The organism is Pseudoclavibacter sp. VKM Ac-2888 (genome assembly GCF_015351285.1).
Lineage (GTDB): Bacteria > Actinomycetota > Actinomycetes > Actinomycetales > Microbacteriaceae > Pseudoclavibacter.
Map to the genome: position 1 here is coordinate 280658 of NZ_JADKSM010000001.1, position 19302 is coordinate 299959.

Genomic DNA, 19302 nt, shown 5'->3' on the forward strand with positions numbered 1-19302 from the left:
GAAGTCGGCAAGAGCTCGGCCTGCCTGCCTGCTTACCCGCCTGCGTGCGTGCGTGCGTACCTGCCTGCCTGCCTGCCTGCCTGCCTGTTGGTTTGTTGGCTCATCTGTCTGGCAGGCGAGCACGCAGCCGGTCGGCCAACAAGCGAGCGAACCAACAAGCCAGCGAGCCAGCCACCCAGCCAGCGCTAGCGGCGCTTGCGCTTGCCGCCCGATCCGCCCGCCTTTGCGCGCTTCGCGGCGAGCTGGGCGCCGCGGCTCGTCCCGGAGGAGGTGCCGATTCGCTTCGCGGTCGCCCGCTTCTTCTGCTGCTCCTTCACGCGGCGCTCGGCCTCCGCCAGCGCCTGCTGCTCTTCCCGCTGCAGCGCGGCAGACTTTGCGCCGGTGCGTCCCCTCGAGCTCCCCGCGGTGCGCCCGCGGACGATGCCGACGAACTCCTCGGTGTCGAGACGGTCATCGGCGACCGCCCAAACCACAGAAACGGGAACCCGAGGGAGGTCGCTGATGACCCGATACGTGACGTCCTTGCGGGCGTGCTGCCTCGCGACCGACTGAGGGACGATCGCCACCCCGGCCCCGCCCGCTACAAGCTCCATCGCGTCCGCCGGATCGGTCGTCATGGCCGCCTCGCCCGAGTCGAGCCCCAGGCGCTCTGCCGCCTCCGCCCAATCGGGGGTCCAAGCGGCCAGCACCAGCTGCCAGTCGTCGAGCTCCTGCAACCGCAACGGTTCATCGATGTCGAGATCCGACTCGACAGCGACCACAGCGACCACATCTTCGGCGAACAGGTCGATCGCGTTCAACCCCTCACGTTCGAAGGGATGCCGCACGAAGGCGACCTGCGCGCCATCGTCGAGAACGAGCTGCCTGGCCTCGGCCGAGTGCAGGGTCGCGAACTCCAGCGGCGTCTCTGCTCTCCGCTCCTCCCACACTCGAGACCACTTCCGTGGGTTGATGCCGGGGGCGAGAGCGACCGTGAGGTGCGTCGGAGTCTCCATGCCCGCAAGGCTACTGGGTACGATGCTCAGATGAGCGAATCAGAAGGCAACTCGGCCGAGAGCCACACCGCGGCCGACCGCGGGTCAGACCAGACCATGAAGCCGGCGACCGCCGCCAAGAAGCTCGGCATCTACCTGCCGGCAACCCCAGAAGCATTCCAGGAGGCCCCGCTCACCCGCAGCGAGTTCCTCGAGCTGCAGGAGACCCCACCCGAATGGCTGCAGGAGCTGCGCCGCACGGGTCCCCACCCGCGCGACATCGTCGCCCGCAAGCTCGGCATTACCAACTCCGGCCTCGCCCGTGGCGGCGTCACCGAAGCGCTCACAACTGAAGAGATCCAGGCTCTCCTCGAAAGCGCCCCATCGTGGCTCTCCCACGAGCGAGGCGTCCAGGCGAAGGTCCGCGCCGAGAACGCCCGAGTCGCCGAACTGCACGCGAAGCGAAAGAACTGAGCCGACCTTGGCCCAGCTGCTCGCCGTCTGCGCCGTAGCGCAGCTCCGCCGGGACCCGGGTGCCGTCGGCGTGACCGCGATCGACAAGCGGACCCTCGAGGGGCCCGTCAAGGTGGGGCGCTACGGGGTCTACGGCGACGTGCAGGCCGATCGGAAGCACCACGGCGGCCTCGACCAGGCGGTCTACGCCTACTCGCAGGTTGACGCCGACCACTGGGCCGAGGAACTCGGCCGCCAGCTCCCTCCGGGGTTCTTCGGCGAGAACCTCCGCATCGACGGGCTCGACGTCAACGACCTCCACATCGGTGACACCCTCCGCATCGGAGACCTCACCGCCGCGGGCTCATCCCGCGTCGTCGAACTCGTCGTGACCGCCCCGCGCGTCCCATGCCAGACCTTCGCCAGGTGGGTCGGGGGAGACGACGAACGTGGCTGGGTGAAGCGATTCAGCGCAGCCGCCCGCGTCGGCGCCTACCTGCGCGTCGCGAAGAACGGCAAGATCGCGGCGGGCGACACCGTCGAAGTCCTCGAGACTGCTGATGAGGGTGCGCCGACAGTTCGTCAGGTCTTCTCCGGCGACCACGGCGGCTGAGACAAGCGAAGTCGAAGCCGGTGCCGGTGTCGGTGTCGGTGGCAAAGTCAGAACCGGTGCCGAAGTCAAAGTCGGAGCCGTCGCCGAAGCAGAATTCAGAGCAAGAGCGAGACCTGGGTCGGAGCGAGTACCGAAGCGAGCGCGAGTGCCAGAGCCGAGGCCCAACCTGGAATGCACACTGCCTCGCACATGCCGGGTTCCCGCCCGTCAGGTGACACGGAGCCGACGCTCGGTGATGCCAAGCCGCCGGGCTGGTGATGCCGAGCCCGCGGTCTCGTGACGCCGAGCCGCTGGTCTGCTGATGCCGAGCCTGCGGTCTGGTGGCGCCGAGCCGCCGGGCTGCTGATGCCGAGCCGCCGGGCTGGTGATGCCGAGCCCGCGGTCTGGTGATGCCGAGCCTGCGGTCTGGTGATGCCAAGCCTGCGGTCTGGTAATGCCGAGCCGCCGGGCTGCTGACGCTGAGCCGCCGGTCTGGTGATGCCGAGCCGCCGGTCTGCTGACGCCCAACCACCCGCCCGCAGCAGCACCCGGCACCAGCACCTCGCGCCAATACCCCGTACCGGCGGGAGGGGCTCGCAGAACCCGCTCGCGCCCTCCGCCGGTGGGCGTGCGCTTGAGTCGCCTGCTACTGCGGACGCCCGTATCCCTCGAGCAGCCGCAGCCAGAGCTCGCTGATCGTCGGGAACGACGGAACCGCATGCCACAGCCGTGACAGTGGCACCTCGCCGACGACCGCGATCGTCGCCGCGTGCAGCAGCTCGCCCACGTCGGGGCCCACCATGGTGAACCCGACGACAACCTGGCGATCCTCGTCCACGACCATCCGGGCCGTTCCCTCGTAGCCCTCCGCGTGCAGCGAAGCCCCAGACACGTTGCCGATGGGCACGTCGACGGCGCGCACCCGAAGGCCCTGCTTCTCGGCGGCACCAGCCGTGAGCCCGACAGCGGCGACCTCAGGGTCCGAGTAGACGAGCTGAGGCACCGCGGCGTGATCAGCCGTCGCGACGTGCGTGCCCCAGGGCCCATCGTCGAGGGTGCGCCCCGCGGCGCGCGCCGCGATCGCATCACCCGCCGCCCGCGCCTGGTACTTGCCCTGGTGCGTCAGCAGGGCGCGATGGTTGACGTCGCCCGCCGCGTACAGCCAGTCGCTGCCGCGGACGAGCATCGTGTCGTCGACATCGATCCAGGCCCCGGACTCGAGCCCGGCCGTCTCGAGACCGACATCGCCCGTGCGCGGGACCCGGCCCGTCGCCACGAGCAGCTCACTGCTCTCGAGTGTGCGGCCGTCGTCGAGCGTCAGCGTGACCCGACCGGACGCATCCCGGACGACACCAGCTGGCGCCGCACCCGTGATGATCGTCGCCCCACGCGAACGCAGGGCCGCCACGACCGCCTCACCGGCGAACGCCTCGAAGCTGCCGAGCACCGTGCTCCGTGCGACCAGCGTCACCTGGGAGCCGAGATCGGTGTAGGCCGTCGCGATCTCGACCGCCACGACGCCGCCGCCGATGATCGTGATCGACTCGGGGATGCGCTCGAGGGACGTCGCCTCTCGGCTCGTCCACGGTTCCGCGTCAGCGAGGCCCGGAATGTCGGGCAGCAGTGCCGCCGACCCGGTCGCGACGACGACGGCGACACGCGCCGAGTACGTCGTCTCGCCGACCGTCACCTCACGCTCACCCGCCAGGCGGGCATGCCCGCGCACGAGCTCGATGCCAGCGTCCGCGAGCCAGGCCACCTGGCCCTCGTCGCTCCACTCGGACACGTACGAGTCGCGACGAGCGAGGACCGCCGACACGTCGAGGTCTCCCGTCGCCGCCTCGCGGCTGCCCGGCACGGCACGCGCCGCGCGCAGAGCAGCCCCGCTCCGGAGGAGCGCCTTCGAGGGAATGCACGCCCAGTACGAGCACTCACCGCCGACCAGCTCCTTCTCGACGATGAGGGTGCTCAGGCCACCCTGAACGGTGCGGTCGGCGACGTTCTCCCCGACGGGGCCCGCGCCGATGACGATGACGTCGAACGTCGTCGCAGCCGTGGGAGGCACGTTCGCCTCGGACGAGGCCTGAGACTCAGTGGCCACGCGCGATCCATTCTTCGAGGTGCGGCGCTTCCGCCCCGATCGTCGTCGAGTCCCCGTGACCCGTGAAGACCTTCGTCTCGGCCGGCAGCGTCAGCAGGCGCTCCGAGATCGACGCGATGATCGTCCCGAAATCGCTGTAGCTCCGACCCGTGGCCCCGGGCCCGCCACTGAAGAGCGTGTCTCCGCTGAACAGCGCCCCGAGGGCCGGGGCGTAGAAGCAGACCGACCCGGGCGAATGGCCCGGCGTGTGCAGCACCTGCAGGTCGACCTCATCGATCACGATGCGGTCGTCGTCCGCCAGTTCGATGTCGGGAGCCGAGTCGGGGTAGACGGCATCCCAGAGCATCCGGTCGCCGTCGTGCAGGGCGACGGGCGCGTCCACGAGCGTCGCGAACTCCTGCGCCGCCGCGATGTGATCGTCGTGCCCGTGCGTCAGGAGCACCCGGCGCACCCGGCGGTCGCCGACCGCATCGCGCACCGCCTGGGCGTCGTGGGCCGGGTCGATCACGACGACGTCCTCGTCGTCGCCGACGAGGTACACGTTGTTGTCGACGTCCCACGTGCCCCCGTCGAGGGAGAACGTGCCGCTCGTGACGACGCGGTCGATGCGCACCTTGCCGTGGCCGCTCACAGCTCCACCACCGAACGCAGAACCGTGCCGTCCTTCATGCGGCCGAACGACGCCTCGATGTCGTCGATGCCGATGCGCTCCGAGACGAAGGCGTCCAGGTCGAGCCTGCCGAGGCGGTACTGCTCGACGAGCATCGGGAAGTCGCGGCTCGGGAGGCAGTCGCCGTACCAGGACGACTTCAGAGCGCCGCCGCGGCCGAAGACGTCGATCAACGGGAGCTCGAGGGTCATCTCGGGCGTCGGCACCCCGACGAGCACAACCCGACCGGCGAGGTCGCGAGCGTAGAACGCCTGCTTGTACGTCTCGGGGCGACCCACGGCCTCGATGACCACGTCGGCTCCGAAGCCGCCCGTGAGGGCCCTGACGCCTTCGACGACGTCCTCCTCGCGAGAGTTGATGGTGTGCGTCGCCCCGAAGTGGGCGGCACGCTCGAGCTTCGCTGGGTCGATGTCGACGGCGATGATCGTCGTCGCCCCGGCGAGGGCGGCCCCGGCGATCGCCGCCATGCCCACCCCGCCGCAGCCGATGACCGCGACCGACTCGCCGCGCTTCACCTCGCCCGTGTTGATGGCGGCACCGATACCGGCCATGACACCGCAGCCCAGCAGGCCGACGGCAGCCGCATCCGATTCCTCGTCGACCTTCGTGCACTGGCCGGCGGCGACGAGCGTCTTCTCGATGAACGCGCCGATGCCGAGTGCCGGGGAGAGCTCCGTGCCGTCCTCCAGCGTCATCTTCTGCGTCGCGTTGTGGGTGTTGAAGCAGTACTGAGGCTGCCCCTTCGCGCAGGCACGGCACTCGCCGCACACCGCGCGCCAGTTCAGGATGACCCGGTCGCCGACCGCGACCTCCGTCACGCCTTCGCCGACCGCCGACACGCGGCCGGTGGCCTCATGGCCGAGCAGGAACGGGAAGTCATCGCTGATCCCGCCCTGCTGATAGTGGAGATCGGTGTGGCAGACACCGCTCGTGATGATGTCGACCACGGCTTCGCCTGGCCCCGGATCGGGGACCAGCACCGTCTCGATCGACACCGGTTCGTTCTTGCCACGGACAACTGCACCTTTGACACGGGAGACCATGTGGCAAGGGTAGTCGTAGTCTCTCTGGATGGTCATCCTGATCGATCCGCCCGTCTGGCCCGCGCACGGCACGACGTTCTCGCACCTCGTGTCCGACGCCTCCGTCGACGAGCTGCACGCCTTCGCCCGAAGGGCGGGCATCCGCGACCGCGCGTTCGACGTCGACCACTACGACGTCCCCGCCGAGCAGTACGACGCCCTCGTCGCGCTCGGGGCCGAACCCGTCGGGGGCTCCGAGCTCGTGCGCCGACTCGTCGCGGGAGGCGTGCGCGTGCCCGCCCGCGACAGGCCCAAGCGAGCCCGGCTCACCCTCATCCGACGTTGGGCCGAGCTCGAGCTGCCCGTGACTGCTGACCGGCGACCGGCGAAGGATGCACTCCGCGACGAGCTCCTGGACGCCTGGTCGGCTCCCTCCCGTCACTACCACGACGCGACGCACCTGCTCTCGGTGCTGGACGCCATCGACATCATGCGCCTCCGCGCCGCCGAGACCGGGGCGCCCCTGGCCGAGCGCGAACTGCTGACCGCCAGGCTCGCCGCCTGGTTCCACGACGCGGTCTACGCGGGCGCCGCCGGCGACGACGAACGCGCCAGCGCCGACCTCGCCGTCGAACGGCTCACGGCCCTCCGCGTCGACCCCGCCCTCGTCGGCGACGTCGAGCGCCTCGTGCTCGCGACCATCGTCCACGCGGTGGCGGAGAGCGACACGGCCGGCCAGATCCTCATGGACGCCGACCTCGCCGTTCTCGCCCGCTCGGAGGACGGCTACGCGCGCTACGTCGCACTGGTCAGACGCGACTACGCGCACGTCACCGACGAGCAGTGGCGCGTCGGCCGCGCGTCCGTGCTCGAGACGCTGCTCGCGACGCCCCGCCTCTTTGTGTCACCCGCGGCCCCAGAGGACTGGGAGGAACGCGCGAGACGAAACCTCGAGGGCGAGCTCGAAGCGATTCGCAGCTAGGCGCCCACGTAGCTCGCGAGGTGCTTGCCGGTGAGGGTCGACGAATCGGCCACGAGCTGCGCCGGCGTCCCCTCGAACACCACCGAGCCGCCATCGTGACCAGCGCCGGGGCCGATGTCGATGATCCAGTCGGCGTGCGCCATGACCGCCTGATGATGCTCGATGACGATGACCGACTTGCCCGAGTCCACGAGCCGATCGAGGAGCGAGAGCAGCTGCCGCACATCCGCGAGGTGCAGGCCCGTCGTCGGCTCGTCGAGCACGTACACGCCACCCTTCTCTGCCATGTGGATCGCGAGCTTGAGCCGCTGGCGCTCGCCACCCGAGAGCGTCGTAAGCGGCTGCCCGAGCCCCAGGTAGCCGAGCCCGACGTCGACGAGGCGCCCCAGCACCTTGTTGGCGGGACCGGTCGCGAAGAACTCGTGCGCCTCCGCGATCGACATCGACAGCACCTCGCTGATGTTCTTGCCGTCGAGCGTGTAGGCGAGCACCTCAGCTTGGAAGCGCTTGCCCTCGCATTCCTCGCACACCGTCGACACCGCCGCCATCATGGCGAGGTCCGTGAAGATGACCCCGAGGCCGTTGCATTTCTGGCAGGCACCGGAGGAGTTCGCACTGAAGAGGCCCGGCTTGACGCCGTTGGCCTTCGCGAAGGCCGCCCGGATCGCGTCGAGGACCCCCGTATACGTGGCCGGTGTGCTCCGCCTGGAGCCGCGGATGGCGGTCTGGTCGACGACGACCACGTTGGCCGACTTCGGGATCGACCCGTGGATGAGGGAGCTCTTCCCCGAGCCTGCGACCCCCGTCACGACCGTCAGCACGCCCAAGGGGATATCGACGTCCACGTCCTTGAGGTTGTGACGCGTCGCCCCACGGATCTCGAGGCTCGTCTTCGAACTCCGCGGCTCCTCCTTGAGCGAGACCCTGTCGTCGAGGTGCTTGCCCGTGAGGGTCCCCGACGCGCGCAGGCCCTCGACGGTGCCCGCGAACTGCAGCTCCCCACCGTCGGAGCCCGCACGGGGACCGAGGTCGACGACGTGGTCTGCGATCGCGATCGTCTCGGGCTTGTGCTCCACGACCAGCACCGTGTTCCCCTTGTCGCGCAGGCGCAGCAGGAGCTCGTTCATGCGCTGGATGTCGTGCGGGTGGAGCCCAACCGTCGGCTCGTCGAACACGTAGGTGACGTCGGTGAGGCTCGAGCCCAGATGCCGCACCATCTTCACGCGCTGCGCCTCGCCACCCGAGAGGCTCCCCGACTCCCGGTCGAGGCTCAGGTAGCCGAGCCCGATGTTCACGAGGGAGTCGAGCGTCTCCTGCAGGGTCGCGATGACCGGGGCGACCTGCCGGTCCTGCACGCCCTTCATGAACGCCGCGAGGTCGCTGATCTGCATCGCCGAGCAGTCCGCGATGTTCCTGCCCTGGATGCGGCTCGCGAGGGCCGCCTGGTTCAGGCGCGCCCCTCGGCACTCCGGGCAGGCGGTGAACGTGACCGCTCGGTCCATGAAGGCGCGGATCGCGGGCTGCACCGCCTCCGGGTCCTTCGACAGGATCGACTTCTGGATGCGGGGGATGAGCCCCTCGTAGGTCAGGTTCATGTTGAGAGCCGGCATGTTGACCTTCGTCGGCTCCTTGTACAGGAAGTCCTGCAGCTCGGCCTCGGAGAAGTCGGCGATCTTCTTGTCGCCGTCGAGGAACGGCGCGTCCGAGTATCCGCGCACCATCCACCCATCGACCTTGTAGCCGGGAATCGTGATCGCGCCCTCGTTCAGCGACTTCGTTCGATCGACGACCTCGTCGATGTCGAGGTCGGTGACGCGTCCGATGCCCTCGCAGCGAGGGCACATGCCCTCGGCGAGGTTGAAGCTGAAGTGGCCGGCTGGTCCAGCTGACGGAGCCCCGAGGCGGGAGAAGATGATGCGGAGCATGGTGTGCGCGTCGGTCGCCGTGCCGACCGTGGAGCGGGCGTTTGCCCCCATGCGCTCCTGGTCGACCACGATGGACGCGCTCAGCCCTTCGAGCACCTCGACGTCCGGCCGGGCGAGGCTCGGCATGAACGACTGCACGAAGGCCGTGTACGTCTCGTTGATGAGTCGCTGGGACTCGGCCGCGATCGTTCCGAACACGAGCGAGCTCTTGCCTGATCCGGAGACGCCCGTGAAGACCGTGAGCTTGCGTTTCGGGATGTCGACGTCGATTCCCTTGAGGTTGTTCTCACGAGCGCCGCGCACGCGGATGGTTTCATGCATGCCGCGATCGTAGCGACCCGCCGAGGCGCGAGCCACGATCCCGAGGGCAGGGTGTGCTTCGATGCCCCCATGCCTCCGATCCACTCCCTCGACGATCTCGTCGAACTCGTCTCGACCGAACTCGCTCGCGGAGACCTGAGCGCCGCCGCGACCGCCCTGGCGAGCGCGCCGCTCCCGGACCTTGCGGTGCTGCTCGAGCGCCTCCCGGCCCGGGATGCCGGGGTCGCGTTCCGGCTGCTGCCGAAGGACGAGGCCATGACCGTGTTCGAGCGGATGGACGCCCCAGCTCAGCGCGAGGTCGTCACGCAGCTCTCCGATGCCGACGTGGCCCGGGTCTTCGCGGAGCTCGACGCCGACGACCGCGTCGCCCTCATGGACGAGCTCCCGGCGAAGATCGCGAAGCGCCTCGTGCAGGAGCTGCCGGCGGATGAACGCGGCGAGACGGCCATCATCCTCGGCTACCCGGTCGGGTCCGTCGGCAGGCGCATGACGCCCGACTACGTGCACGTCTACGCGCACGAGCTCGTGGGAGTGGCGCTCGAGCGCATCCAGAAGCGAGGCGGGGACGCCGAGACGATCTACACGATCCCCGTCGTCGACGACGGTCGACGCCTCCTCGGGGTCGTGAGTCTCCGTGAGCTGTTCTTCGCGTCGCCGCACGACGCCGTCGAGGCGCACATGGCGACCGCCCTCTACGCGCACGCCGATGACGACGCCGAGGTGACGGCCCGGACGCTCGTCGACCGTGGGGTCCTGGCGATGCCCATCGTCGACCGCGAGGAGCGCCTCCTCGGTCTCCTCACGGGCGACGACGCACACCGCATGGTCGAGGCCGCCCGCGACGAGGACGAGGCGCACGCCGGCGCCTCCGAGCCGCTGAGGCGCCCCTACCTGACCACTCCGGTCTTCGCGGTCGTGCGCTCGCGCGTGGTCTGGCTGTTCGTGCTCGCGATCTCCGCCATCCTGACCGTGAGCGTCCTCGAGCTCTTCGAGGCGACCCTGGAGCAGCAGGTTGCCCTCGCTCTGTTCATCCCTCTCCTCACCGGCATCGGCGGCAATACGGGATCGCAGGCCGCGACAACCGTGACGAGGGCCCTGGCGATGGGGGAGGTGCGACCGAGGAACGCCTGGCCCGTCGCCCTCAAGGAGCTGCGCACGGGTATCGTGCTCGGCATCTCGCTGGGAGCGGTGGCCTTCGCCGTCGCGACGTTCTTCTACGGGGTCGGCATCGGCACCGTCATCGGCCTGACCCTGCTCTCCGTCTGCACCATCTCGGCGACCGTCGGCGGCGTCATGCCGCTCGTCGCGAAGTCCATCCGGGTCGATCCGGCCGTCTTCTCGACACCCTTCATCTCCACGTTCTGCGACGCGACGGGACTCATCGTCTACTTCTCGATCGCCAAATCCGTGCTCGGCATCTGACGGAAGCGACCCTGCTGCTCCACCCGAGGCGGGGCGCGCCCGAGCTGAAACGGAGTTCGTGCGTCGCATCGAGTGGACGCCGTTGGACAGCGCTGGACCGTATACGACGCGTGTATCTCCGAAACCGTATCGTGGGGCCGAGGCGTGGCGAAGGAGGACGATCTCCGAAACCACGCAGGACTCTGGGGGGAGTCCGCAGCGCGCAGCGCTGGGAATCAGCAGGAGAGAACACGCATGTCCAGCAGCACGCTCACTGATGCATCTCGGGCCGCAGAGCCTTGGCACACGCTCGAACGCGACCGGCTCTCCGAGCTCGCGCTCGCCGAACAACGCCTCACCCTCATCGTCGGCATGCCGGGCGGCGGTCGAACCACGCTCCTCAGGCAGATGCAGGGCAAGCTCGGCGCGGCCGGCTCCACGGTCCTCTGGTGCCACTCTCGGGCCGAGCTGATTCGCATCCTCGACGACCTGGACTCCGGGGCGCACACGGGTCGCCCCGCGGTCATGCTCGACGACGTCATCGTGGCGCAGGACGACGAACTGTGGCAGGACATCAGGCGGTTCGTGGCTGGCCCCGACCGGGCGCGGGGCGTGCGGTTCCTCATCGCATCTCTCTCCATGCCGGACTGGGCCTCCTCGCTCGGCTCCGAAGGGGTTGTGCTCCATCCGAGCGAGCTCGCCTTCGACATCTCCGAGCTCGACGGGCTGCTGGCGCTCAACGAGCCGGGGGCACCGCCAGGGCTTCGGATGCGGCTCCTCGATGCGTTCGCCGGCCACCCCCTCACAACCCGCATAGCCCTGCAGCGGTATCGTTCCGACGCGGATGCGGAAGGATGGTCCGTCGTCAGCGGTGCGTCGAGCGCCGCCATGACCCTGCAGGAGCTCCGCCGCTTCGACCCCGCCGAACTCGCCCGCGTCGACGCGGTCCGCATGATGCGAGCCGTGAGCGTCCTGCGCCGCTTCTCGAGGGCCGACCTCCACCTGCTCGCCCCGGAGATCGCCGGTGATCACTGGTTCGACCAGCTCGCCTCCTCGCCGTACGGGACCACCGAGGTGAACCGCATCACGCTCGACGTCGAGTTCGTCTGGCACTCCGACACCTTCCGGCGCCTCAACGCAGACCGCTCCCCACACGAGGCGCGGGCGTCCGCCGCCGCGGCCGTCGCATCCTTCCCGGGTGAGCAGAACGTCATGCAGCGGCTCTTCCTCGCCCTGAGAGCTCGCGCGTGGGGTGAGGTCGAGTCGATCGCGCAACGCCACTTCAGGACCATCTACGAGTACGCGCCCCGCGAGACCGTCGAGGAGATGGTGCACGTCCCGACGAGCGTGCTCGCTCGCCTCCTGAGCACGCGCCTGCTGGTCGCGCTCTTCAAGTGGCGGCGCTTCGGGGCGACACGCGGCGTCCTGCTCAGCCTCCGCGAGTCGAGCCTCGCGACGACGAGGATCGCCCCGAGCGACCCCATCGGGCTCTTCGCCCAGGTCACCAGGCACGCGCTTGCGACCTCCTTCGGGGGCGACCGTGCGGCTGCCCGGCGGGGCCTCCGTGACGCGAAGGCCCTCCTCCGCGACGGCGACGAGACCCTGCTCGCCGCGCTCGCCGCCTCTCCCGTCGCTCGGGGCCGGTTCGCGGCCGACTGCCTCGTCCTCGAGTGGGCCGCGATCCTCTCCGACGACCTGCCGTTCGCACTCGAGCTCGCCGCGCTCGCCGCCGAGCAGGGCGAGAGCTTCAACCGGACCGACGCGGATGCGCTGCGGCACATCGAGATCATCGGCATCATCTGCGGCGTCCGCCAGGCCGACACGGAGAAGCTCAGCGGGCGGAGCCTCCCGGGCTTCGCCGAGTGCTTCGAGCTGCTCGACAACGGCGATGAAGCGGGAGCGCTCGACCTGGCCAGGCAGCTCCGAGACCTGCCGCGAGCCGTCCTGCCGCAGGACACGGCTTCCAGCGTCCGGATCCTCATCGAAGCGCTCCTCGGCGACGAGGACCCGATCGCCGAGGTCGATGAACTCCTCGGGCTCAGCGCGAAGGCCTGGCGCGATGGGCGACCCTCCACCCTGCTGACGTTCGCCGCGACGACCTTCTTCCTCACGCGCGGCCAGAGCGCCCGCGCGCAGCTGGCCGCCGACTACGAAGGTGCGCAGGGCGACTGCTACATCAGCCTCGCCCGGAGCCTCGTCGAGCTCGCCAACGGCCGGCACAGGGAAGCCCTCGCGCACGCCGAGGCGGCCTTGGCCGACACCCGGATCGCCCCGAGGTTCGCATCGATCGGGCGAACGATCACGGCGCTGTGCCTGCTGCGGATGGGCAACCTGGCCGCCGCCGCCAACCGCATCGCGACGATCGCCACCCAGTGCCTCGACGACCGCAACGCCCGGTTCGCGCTCCGCTTCGCGACGGATAGCGACGCTGCCCTCATGGCGTCCATCAGCGACAGGCTCCCGAGCCGCATCGCCGCCCTGCTCGTCGTCGCCGCGGAAGACTCCCGCCCGCTGTCAGCCTTCACGGTCGGCGAGGAGCTCTCGAGCGCCGAGATCGAGGTGCTCAGGCTCGTGGGCCAGAACTGGACCAACGCGCAGATCGCCGCCCAGCGCTTCGTCTCCGTGCACACCGTGCGCGCTCAGCTGCGCAGCGTGTTCCGCAAGCTCGGGATAGGCGACCGGCGGTCCGCGGTGGCCGCCGCCGAACGGCGGGGCCTGCTCGACTAGGCACGGTGTGACACGAGCTAGCGTCGCGCTTGGCCCGATCCCGGGTTGGAACCCGCGGTGTGATCCGCGAGGCGCTGCAGCCCCTCGTCCAGCGAAACAGCCGGCGCCCAGTCGAGATCGGCGCGCGTGCGTCGCTGATCGAACCAGTGCGCCGTCGAGAGCTGCTCGGCGAGGAATCGTGTCATCGGCGGCTCGTCCTGCCCCGGTCGGATGCGCCACACACCCTCGATGAGGGAGCCGGCGGCCCGAGCGATGACGGCAGGCACCCGGAGGCGGGGCGGCGGAGCCCCACCCGCGAGGCAGATCCCCTCCATGAGCTCCGCGACGGTCCGCGGCTCCCCGTTCGTGATGACGTAGCTGTTCCCGTGGGCGACCGGCGCTCGCCGCAACGCCGCTGCGATACCCGACGCGGCATTGTCGACGTAGCAGGAGTCGATGAGGGCCGCACCGCGCCCGAGGAGCGGCAGCGTGCCCCTCGAGGCCCGATCGAGGATGCGCGCCACGAGCTGCGTGTCGCCGGGGCCCCACACCAGGTGGGGGCGCACCGCGACCACGGCGAAGTCGGGGGAGTCGGCGGCGAGAGCCCGCAGCTCCGCTTCCGCCTTCGTCCGGGCGTAGCTGCCGTGGGCGAGGTCGGGCCTGGCCGCATCAGCACCCGCGCCGTGGATGGCCGCACCGAAGTGGGCCACGGAGGGGGAGGAGACCATGACGAAGCGGGTCGCGCCCGCAGTCTTCGCGTGCTCGACGAGACGCTCGGTCCCGGCGATGTTGACGGCCTCGAACTCGGCCTCCGATCCGCTCAGCGACACCTTGGCGGCGAGGTGGACAACCCCCTCCATCCCGGTGACGGCACGCGCCACGGCTGCATCGTCGGTGATCGAGCCGAGCGCATCCGTCACGCCGTCGATGCCGCTCGCACTGCGCTGCATCGTCGTGACCTCGTGGCCCTCGTCGCGCAGCTGCGTCGCGACGGCACGTCCCAGCATGCCGCTCGCCCCAGTGACGAGCACCCTCACGGGGCCGACACCCGCTCCCCGGAGAGCGCGCGCTCGGCCCAGCTGGCGAGCGCTGTCCGGTCGATCTTCGAGTTGTGTCTGATGTCGGTGGGCAGCTCGGGAACGATGAGCGCGGCAGCGAGCGGCTGCGTCGTGGAGGCGCGAAGCGCGTCGGCGAGCTCCGCCTCGGCCACGCGGACCCCGCGAGAGGGCTCCCTGGTTTCGAGCACGGCCACCGCCTGCGCCGTTCCGGCCGGTCCGACGCCGACGACCGCGGCGCGCCGCACCCACGGCAGCCTCTCGAGGTCCTGCTCGGTGCCGACCGGCGCGAGTGGACCGTCGACCGTCACGAAGACGTGGGGGAGGCGGCCCTCGATCCAGAGGCGCCCCTCCGCGTCGAGGTGGCCGACGTCGCCGGTGCGGTGCCAGCGGCCCAGGTCATCCTGGTGGGGATTTGCCTGATCTGAGTGTCCCTGCCCGGCGGCCTCTGCGCCGCGGTGGGGCAGATCGCGCACGGCGGCCCGATCGGTCATGGCGAGGCGGTCGTAGCGCGCCTTGAGGTGGGGGGCGCTGATGATGACCTCACCAAGCACACCAGCCTCGTCTGAGGGGGCGCCGGTCGCGGCACCCGTCTCGTCGAGAGCGCTGATGCGGACGACGTTGCGCCCGATCGGCGTGCCGACGCAGACGCCGTGGTCAGCGGCGAGCGCGGCAGCGGAGATGCCCTCGCGGTCGATGTCGGTGACGAGCAGGCACTCGGTCATTCCGTACGGGGTGTGCGCCTCCGCGTTGGGCATGAGGGCGCAGGCGTCGTCGAGCAGTCGAGCCCCGATGGGCGCCCCCGTCGAGAGGAACGTGTCGACGCTCCCGAGGGCCTCCTGCTGCGCCGCATCGAGGTCGTCTCGCGTCGCGACGACGTTGAGGATCGCGGCCGGCGAGAGGAACACGATGCGAGCATCCGCCGCCACGACAGCATCGGCCACCGCGGTGGCCGTGAGAGTTCGGGGGGAGGTGACGTCCATATCCGGCGTCACCGACCGGGTTCCGAGGGCCGGGCCGAGCAAGGCGAAGGGCGCGAAGCCCGTGACGAGGCCCGATTCGGCCGTCACCCCGTAGGTGTCGCGGAGCGTGTCCCGCACGGCCTGCAGCTGACGGTGCGTGTAGACGACGCCCTTCGCAGGTCCGGTCGAGCCCGAGGTGAACAGCACCGCTGCGAGGTCCTCGGGGCCGGGCGGAGTGGGCAGCGCCGCGCCGCGCCCGAGCTCGGCCACCTCGGCGAGCGAGTGCGCGACACCGAGGGCGGCTCGAGCGCGGGCGGGGATGCTCGTGGCGCTGATGCGCAGGCCAGGCCAGCCGAGCGCCTTGGCCGCCGTCAAGCCGGGGACCTGGCCGATGATGACGTCGGGCCAGGCGCCCCGGACGGCGCGGGAGAGGCCCTTGACGCCGAGCCCGGCATCCGCGACGACGACGACGGCGCCGATGCGCAGGCAGGCGTAGACGATGGCGGTGAGGGTGACGCCAGGCTGCACGAGCAGGGAGACGCGGTCGCCCCGGCGCACCCCGACGGCGCTCAGGCCGGCCGCGATCTCGTCGACTCGGCGCGCAAGCTGGCGCCAGGAGACCCGCAGCGGGGCACCGTTCGCCCCGCGCCCCATCTCGAGGGCGGCGATGCTCGGGTCGTCACGGTGCTCGCCCAACGCAGCCCACATGGGCGTGGATGCATCGTCGGGGCTCGCCTCCGGAGCGTGCTGGCCTCGGCGGCGAGCGGTTCCCGCGGCGACGTCGTCGAGCCAGGCGAGGAGATGCGTCGCGTACGGGGTGTCCTCCGCGATGAGGTGACCCGCGCCTTCGAAGCGGTGCACCTCGGCGTGGGGGAGGCGACGCATGAGGTCGCCCAGGTACAGGTCGGTGAAGATCGGGTCGCGGGGGCCCCAGAGCAGCAGCGCTGGCACGTCGAGCGCCGCGACGCCAGCCGAGACCCCCTGCAGCGCCGCGTGGCTCTGGGTGGATTCGTCGACCGGGATGTCGGCCACGAACTGCTCGATGCCGAGCCGCGAGGCCCGGTCGAGGTACGGCGCCGAGTAGGCGGCCTTCACCTGGGGGGTGAGCGGCGGATTCGCGAGGGCGAGCGTCGTTGCCAGGAAGGCCGGGCTCGTCGACGTGGATGCGCGCAGCACGGGGCCGAAGCGGGCGAGGCGCAGGGCGGCCGGGATGGGCAGCTCGCTCGGCTGGTCGACGGCGGTGTTGAGGGAGGCGACCGCGGTGAGCAGCTCCGGGTGGCGGACCGCCCAGCCGAGCGCGACGACCCCGCCCCAGTCGTGGCCGAGGGACACGACGTCGCCGCTGAGCTCGAGCTCGTCGGTCAGCGCGCCGAGATCGAGGATGCGCTGCTCGAGCGTGCGACGCACCTCGGTGCGCTCGGAGAAGCCCATCTCGAGCTGGTCGACCGCGATGACGCGCCACGCGGATGCCCCGGACTCGGCGGCCGAGATCGATTCGCTCACCAGCGAGCGCCAGAGGTACGACCACGTGGGGTTGCCGTGCACGGCGAGGACCGTGCCGACGGGTTCGATCCCCAGCTCCTGGAGGATCGGCCCCGTGTCGAGGAGATGCCAGGTGCGGCTCGAGCCGGTGTCCTCGCCGACGCCCGTCGTCTCGACGAGGCGGCTGAATCGTTCCTGGAGTCCGGGCAGGCCGGCAGGCGGGCGAGAGGCCGACCTCACCACTTGAGCTCCATCATCGCCGTGTTGAGGCCGGACCCGACCCCCATGAGGAGGACCCGGTCGTCGCGCTTCAGGCTCTTCGACTGCAGGTCGAGGGTGATGGGGATGGACGCGGGACCGACGTTCCCGAGCGTCGGGTAGGTGGTCGGCACGCGCTTCGCGTCGAGGCCGACGGCCTTGACGATCGCGTTGGTGTGGACGCGCGACACCTGGTGGGTGATGTAGTGGTCCATCGACGACCAGTTCCAGTCGGTCTGCGCCTCTTTCCAGGCCGACACGACGAGGTCGAGGCCGCCGCGCAGCAGCGCCTTGGCATCCGTGAACATGCCCTGCACGCTGCCGACGCACAGCTCGTGGAACTGGGTCGCGGCTCGCGTCACGCCGCCGAGGATCTGGTGCCCCTCCGGGTGCTCATCCGTGCGTCCGAGCACGGCCGCCGCCGCACCGGAGCCGAGCGTGAGGCTCGCGAACTCGCTCATGAAGTCCTCGCGCCCGATGTCGTCGCGTAGCAGCCGGTTGATGGTGTTCACCTGGATCTCGTCGGCGTCCTCGCCGTTGACGATGATGGCGTAGCGGATCTGGCCAGCCTCGATCATCTGCGCCGCGAGCGTCATGCCGTTCACGAAGCCGAGGCACGCGTTCGCGATGTCGAAGTTCACAGCCGAGCTCGGCATACCCAGGCCGTGGTGCATGCGCACGGCCACCGATGGCTCGAGATGGGTGCGGGTCACGGACGTGTTGATGAGCAGGCCCACCTGGCTCGCGTCCACACCCGCGCGGCGGAGCGCCTCGTGGCCGGCGGCGACGGTCGCCTCGGTGAACGATTCCCCCTCAGCCCAGTTGCGTCGCTCGGTCACGCCGGCGACGCGCTCGAGGAGGTTGCCGGGGAGCCTGAGCCGCTTCAGGCCGGCGGAGAGCTTGCCTTCGATGTCTGCCGAAGCCGTTGCCTTCGAAGGAAGGCTGCTCGCGACCGACAGCAGCGAGACGTTGTGGAAGCGAGTAGTCGCGTTACCTGTCATAGATGTGATTTGCGTCCTGAGCCGTGCAGAGAGTAGGGAGGGGCGTAACCACGTCAGTCTAGGTGCTCGCCGATGACCGAACTCTCAGGCCCGATCATTAGCGTGCAGAGATGTTGCCAAGTGATATTCCTAGCCATGAAGATCTGCTTGAACTGACCGAGTACCGGGGCGAGGGCAGCGTGAGCATCGCCATCCCGGCCTCGAGCGCCCCGAGCGAGTCGGAGGCCCTGCGACTGGAGTTGCGGGCCGCCGTGAGCCAGGCGGCGAAGGAGCTCGAGACCCTCGGTCTGGATCGGACGCGCATCGCGAAGATCCTCGATCCAGCGAAGCAGCTCGAGTCCGATCCCGAGTTCTGGCGGGCGCAATCCCGCTCCCTCGTCATCCTCGCGTCCAGTGACCGTTTCCGTACCTTCCGCCTCGCCAACCGCCTCGGCCAGCACGTCGCGGTGGGCGACCGCTTCGACGTCGGCGCACTGCTGCGCGCGACCACGTTCCCGAACTGCGGCTTCGTGCTCGGGCTCTCCCGAGGCGAGGTGACGCTCTTCGAGGTGCTCGCCGACGCGAAGCCGCGCCAGCTGCCCATCGAGGGGCTCCCCGACGATCTCGCGACGGTGCTCGAGCACACGACCACCGGCGGCCGCTTCGACCGGCAGCGCGCGCAGGGAACGACGGGCGACCGGATCGGGCACGAGCGCTTCGCGCGCATCGTGCAGGAGCAGGTCATCCCGATCCTCCGAGACTCGGGTGCCCCGCTCATCCTCGCCGCGACCGGCGACTTCGACACCGCCTACCGGGCCGTGAACGAGTACCCGGGGCTCCTCGAGCAGCGCATCGGCGCACACCCGGGTTCGCTCGCGCCTGGGGAGCTCGACGCGAAGGCGCGCGGCATCCTCGACGACCACTACCGGGGAGAGATCAACGACTGGCGCGAGGAGTTCGGCACGAAGCGGAGCAACGGCCACGCGACCACCTCCATCAACGAGGTCGCCAAGGCGGCCTCGCAGGGCGCCGTCGCCGAGCTCTACTTCGACATGGACTCGACCCTGGAGGGCGAGCTGGACGAGGACGGCAAGCTCACGCGCGCCGAGACGCCCGGCCCGCACACCTACGCCATCGTGGATGAGATCGCCGCCCGCGCCCTCAAGCACGGCGCCAAGGTCAGGGCCGTCCGGCGTGGCGACCTCGTCGACGGCGCCGAGGTGGCCGCGACGCTGCGGTATCCGCTGAACGCCACGGCGTAGCCGCACCGGCAGCGCTCACGGCAACTGCCGACGGGTGCTCAAGCGACACGGCGGGGTGTGGGCTCAGGACGAGCCCGCACCCCGCCGTCGTGTGTGAGGGAGTCGCATCGGGCGGCGCCGAACTCGCGTCGGGCGCCGCGCGAACTCGCGTTTGGC

Annotated in this window: 14 protein-coding genes; 6 read left to right on the forward strand and 8 right to left on the reverse strand. The window is 70.3% G+C overall.

Annotated features, from left to right (window positions below):
* Nucleotides 1-185: 185 nt before the first annotated feature.
* Nucleotides 186-995, reverse strand: coding sequence for a substrate-binding domain-containing protein (locus tag ITJ61_RS01375; RefSeq protein ID WP_194685274.1), 810 nt, complete (start codon nucleotides 993-995; stop codon nucleotides 186-188).
* A 96-nt stretch (nucleotides 996-1091) separates the two neighbouring features.
* On the opposite strand from ITJ61_RS01375, the gene ITJ61_RS01380 reads away from it, so the two are divergent.
* Nucleotides 1092-1448, forward strand: coding sequence for a DUF5997 family protein (locus ITJ61_RS01380; protein WP_219819490.1), 357 nt, complete (start codon nucleotides 1092-1094; stop codon nucleotides 1446-1448).
* Between the two features lie 7 nt (nucleotides 1449-1455).
* A complete protein-coding gene (locus tag ITJ61_RS01385) occupies nucleotides 1456-2040 on the forward strand; it encodes an MOSC domain-containing protein (RefSeq protein WP_104341120.1) in 585 nt (194 codons plus the stop codon).
* A 625-nt stretch (nucleotides 2041-2665) separates the two neighbouring features.
* Here ITJ61_RS01385 and ITJ61_RS01390 read toward each other — a convergent pair.
* The 3 genes from ITJ61_RS01390 to ITJ61_RS01400 are packed head-to-tail and all read right to left on the reverse strand — an operon-like array spanning nucleotide 2666 to nucleotide 5833.
* Nucleotides 2666-4120 (reverse strand): dihydrolipoyl dehydrogenase family protein, encoded by a 1455-nt coding sequence (locus ITJ61_RS01390; RefSeq protein WP_194685275.1) that lies wholly within the window; start codon nucleotides 4118-4120, stop codon nucleotides 2666-2668.
* Entirely contained in the window at nucleotides 4110-4751 is a 642-nt protein-coding gene (locus ITJ61_RS01395; RefSeq protein ID WP_258064751.1) for an MBL fold metallo-hydrolase, read from the reverse strand. The genes ITJ61_RS01390 and ITJ61_RS01395 overlap by 11 nt, the downstream gene beginning before the upstream one ends.
* Nucleotides 4748-5833, reverse strand: a complete 1086-nt coding sequence (locus ITJ61_RS01400; RefSeq protein WP_194685276.1) for an S-(hydroxymethyl)mycothiol dehydrogenase — start codon at nucleotides 5831-5833, stop codon at nucleotides 4748-4750. Before ITJ61_RS01400 ends, ITJ61_RS01395 begins: the two co-directional genes overlap by 4 nt.
* A 28-nt stretch (nucleotides 5834-5861) precedes the next feature.
* Here ITJ61_RS01400 and ITJ61_RS01405 point away from each other — a divergent pair, with 28 nt between their 5' ends.
* Nucleotides 5862-6794, forward strand: a complete 933-nt coding sequence (locus ITJ61_RS01405; RefSeq protein WP_194685277.1) for a DUF4031 domain-containing protein — start codon at nucleotides 5862-5864, stop codon at nucleotides 6792-6794.
* Here the strand turns inward: ITJ61_RS01405 and ITJ61_RS01410 are convergent.
* Nucleotides 6791-9040, reverse strand: coding sequence for an ATP-binding cassette domain-containing protein (locus tag ITJ61_RS01410; protein ID WP_194685278.1), 2250 nt, complete (start codon nucleotides 9038-9040; stop codon nucleotides 6791-6793). The two genes, ITJ61_RS01405 and ITJ61_RS01410, sit on opposite strands and share 4 nt — an antisense overlap.
* 69 nt (nucleotides 9041-9109) lie before the next feature.
* Here ITJ61_RS01410 and mgtE point away from each other — a divergent pair, with 69 nt between their 5' ends.
* Together mgtE and ITJ61_RS01420 are read left to right on the forward strand one after the other, a co-directional pair.
* A complete protein-coding gene (mgtE, locus tag ITJ61_RS01415; protein ID WP_194685279.1) occupies nucleotides 9110-10462 on the forward strand; it encodes a magnesium transporter in 1353 nt (450 codons plus the stop codon).
* A gap of 234 nt (nucleotides 10463-10696) precedes the next feature.
* Nucleotides 10697-13168: a helix-turn-helix transcriptional regulator gene (locus tag ITJ61_RS01420; protein WP_194685280.1), complete on the forward strand. Its 2472-nt coding sequence runs from the start codon at nucleotides 10697-10699 to the stop codon at nucleotides 13166-13168.
* Nucleotides 13169-13185: 17 nt separating this feature from the next.
* On the opposite strand, the gene ITJ61_RS01425 is transcribed toward ITJ61_RS01420, so the two are convergent.
* From ITJ61_RS01425 to ITJ61_RS01435, 3 genes are read right to left on the reverse strand one after another with little or no spacing between them, the layout of a single operon-like run.
* Entirely contained in the window at nucleotides 13186-14184 is a 999-nt protein-coding gene (locus ITJ61_RS01425; protein WP_104241099.1) for an NAD-dependent epimerase/dehydratase family protein, read from the reverse strand.
* A complete protein-coding gene (locus ITJ61_RS01430) occupies nucleotides 14181-16886 on the reverse strand; it encodes an alpha/beta fold hydrolase (RefSeq protein ID WP_323744286.1) in 2706 nt (901 codons plus the stop codon). Before ITJ61_RS01430 ends, ITJ61_RS01425 begins: the two co-directional genes overlap by 4 nt.
* Entirely contained in the window at nucleotides 16883-17905 is a 1023-nt protein-coding gene (locus ITJ61_RS01435; RefSeq protein ID WP_104306560.1) for a 3-oxoacyl-ACP synthase III, read from the reverse strand. Before ITJ61_RS01435 ends, ITJ61_RS01430 begins: the two co-directional genes overlap by 4 nt.
* A gap of 179 nt (nucleotides 17906-18084) precedes the next feature.
* On the opposite strand from ITJ61_RS01435, the gene ITJ61_RS01440 reads away from it, so the two are divergent.
* Nucleotides 18085-19146, forward strand: a complete 1062-nt coding sequence (locus ITJ61_RS01440) for a hypothetical protein (RefSeq protein WP_104299088.1) — start codon at nucleotides 18085-18087, stop codon at nucleotides 19144-19146.
* The last annotated feature ends 156 nt before the right edge of the window (nucleotides 19147-19302 follow it).

Excerpts from the sequence above, each read along its gene's own strand:
- ITJ61_RS01410 (WP_194685278.1), bottom strand. The coding sequence starts at position 9,040 with ATGCATGAAACCATCCGCGTGCGCGGCGCTCGTGAGAACAACCTCAAG.
- ITJ61_RS01380 (WP_219819490.1), top strand. The coding sequence starts at position 1,092 with ATGAAGCCGGCGACCGCCGCCAAGAAGCTCGGCATCTACCTGCCGGCA.
- ITJ61_RS01420 (WP_194685280.1), top strand. The coding sequence starts at position 10,697 with ATGTCCAGCAGCACGCTCACTGATGCATCTCGGGCCGCAGAGCCTTGG.
- ITJ61_RS01435 (WP_104306560.1), bottom strand. The coding sequence starts at position 17,905 with ATGACAGGTAACGCGACTACTCGCTTCCACAACGTCTCGCTGCTGTCG.
- ITJ61_RS01400 (WP_194685276.1), bottom strand. The coding sequence starts at position 5,833 with ATGGTCTCCCGTGTCAAAGGTGCAGTTGTCCGTGGCAAGAACGAACCG.
- ITJ61_RS01405 (WP_194685277.1), top strand. The coding sequence starts at position 5,862 with ATGGTCATCCTGATCGATCCGCCCGTCTGGCCCGCGCACGGCACGACG.
- mgtE (WP_194685279.1), top strand. The coding sequence starts at position 9,110 with ATGCCTCCGATCCACTCCCTCGACGATCTCGTCGAACTCGTCTCGACC.
- ITJ61_RS01375 (WP_194685274.1), bottom strand. The coding sequence starts at position 995 with ATGGAGACTCCGACGCACCTCACGGTCGCTCTCGCCCCCGGCATCAAC.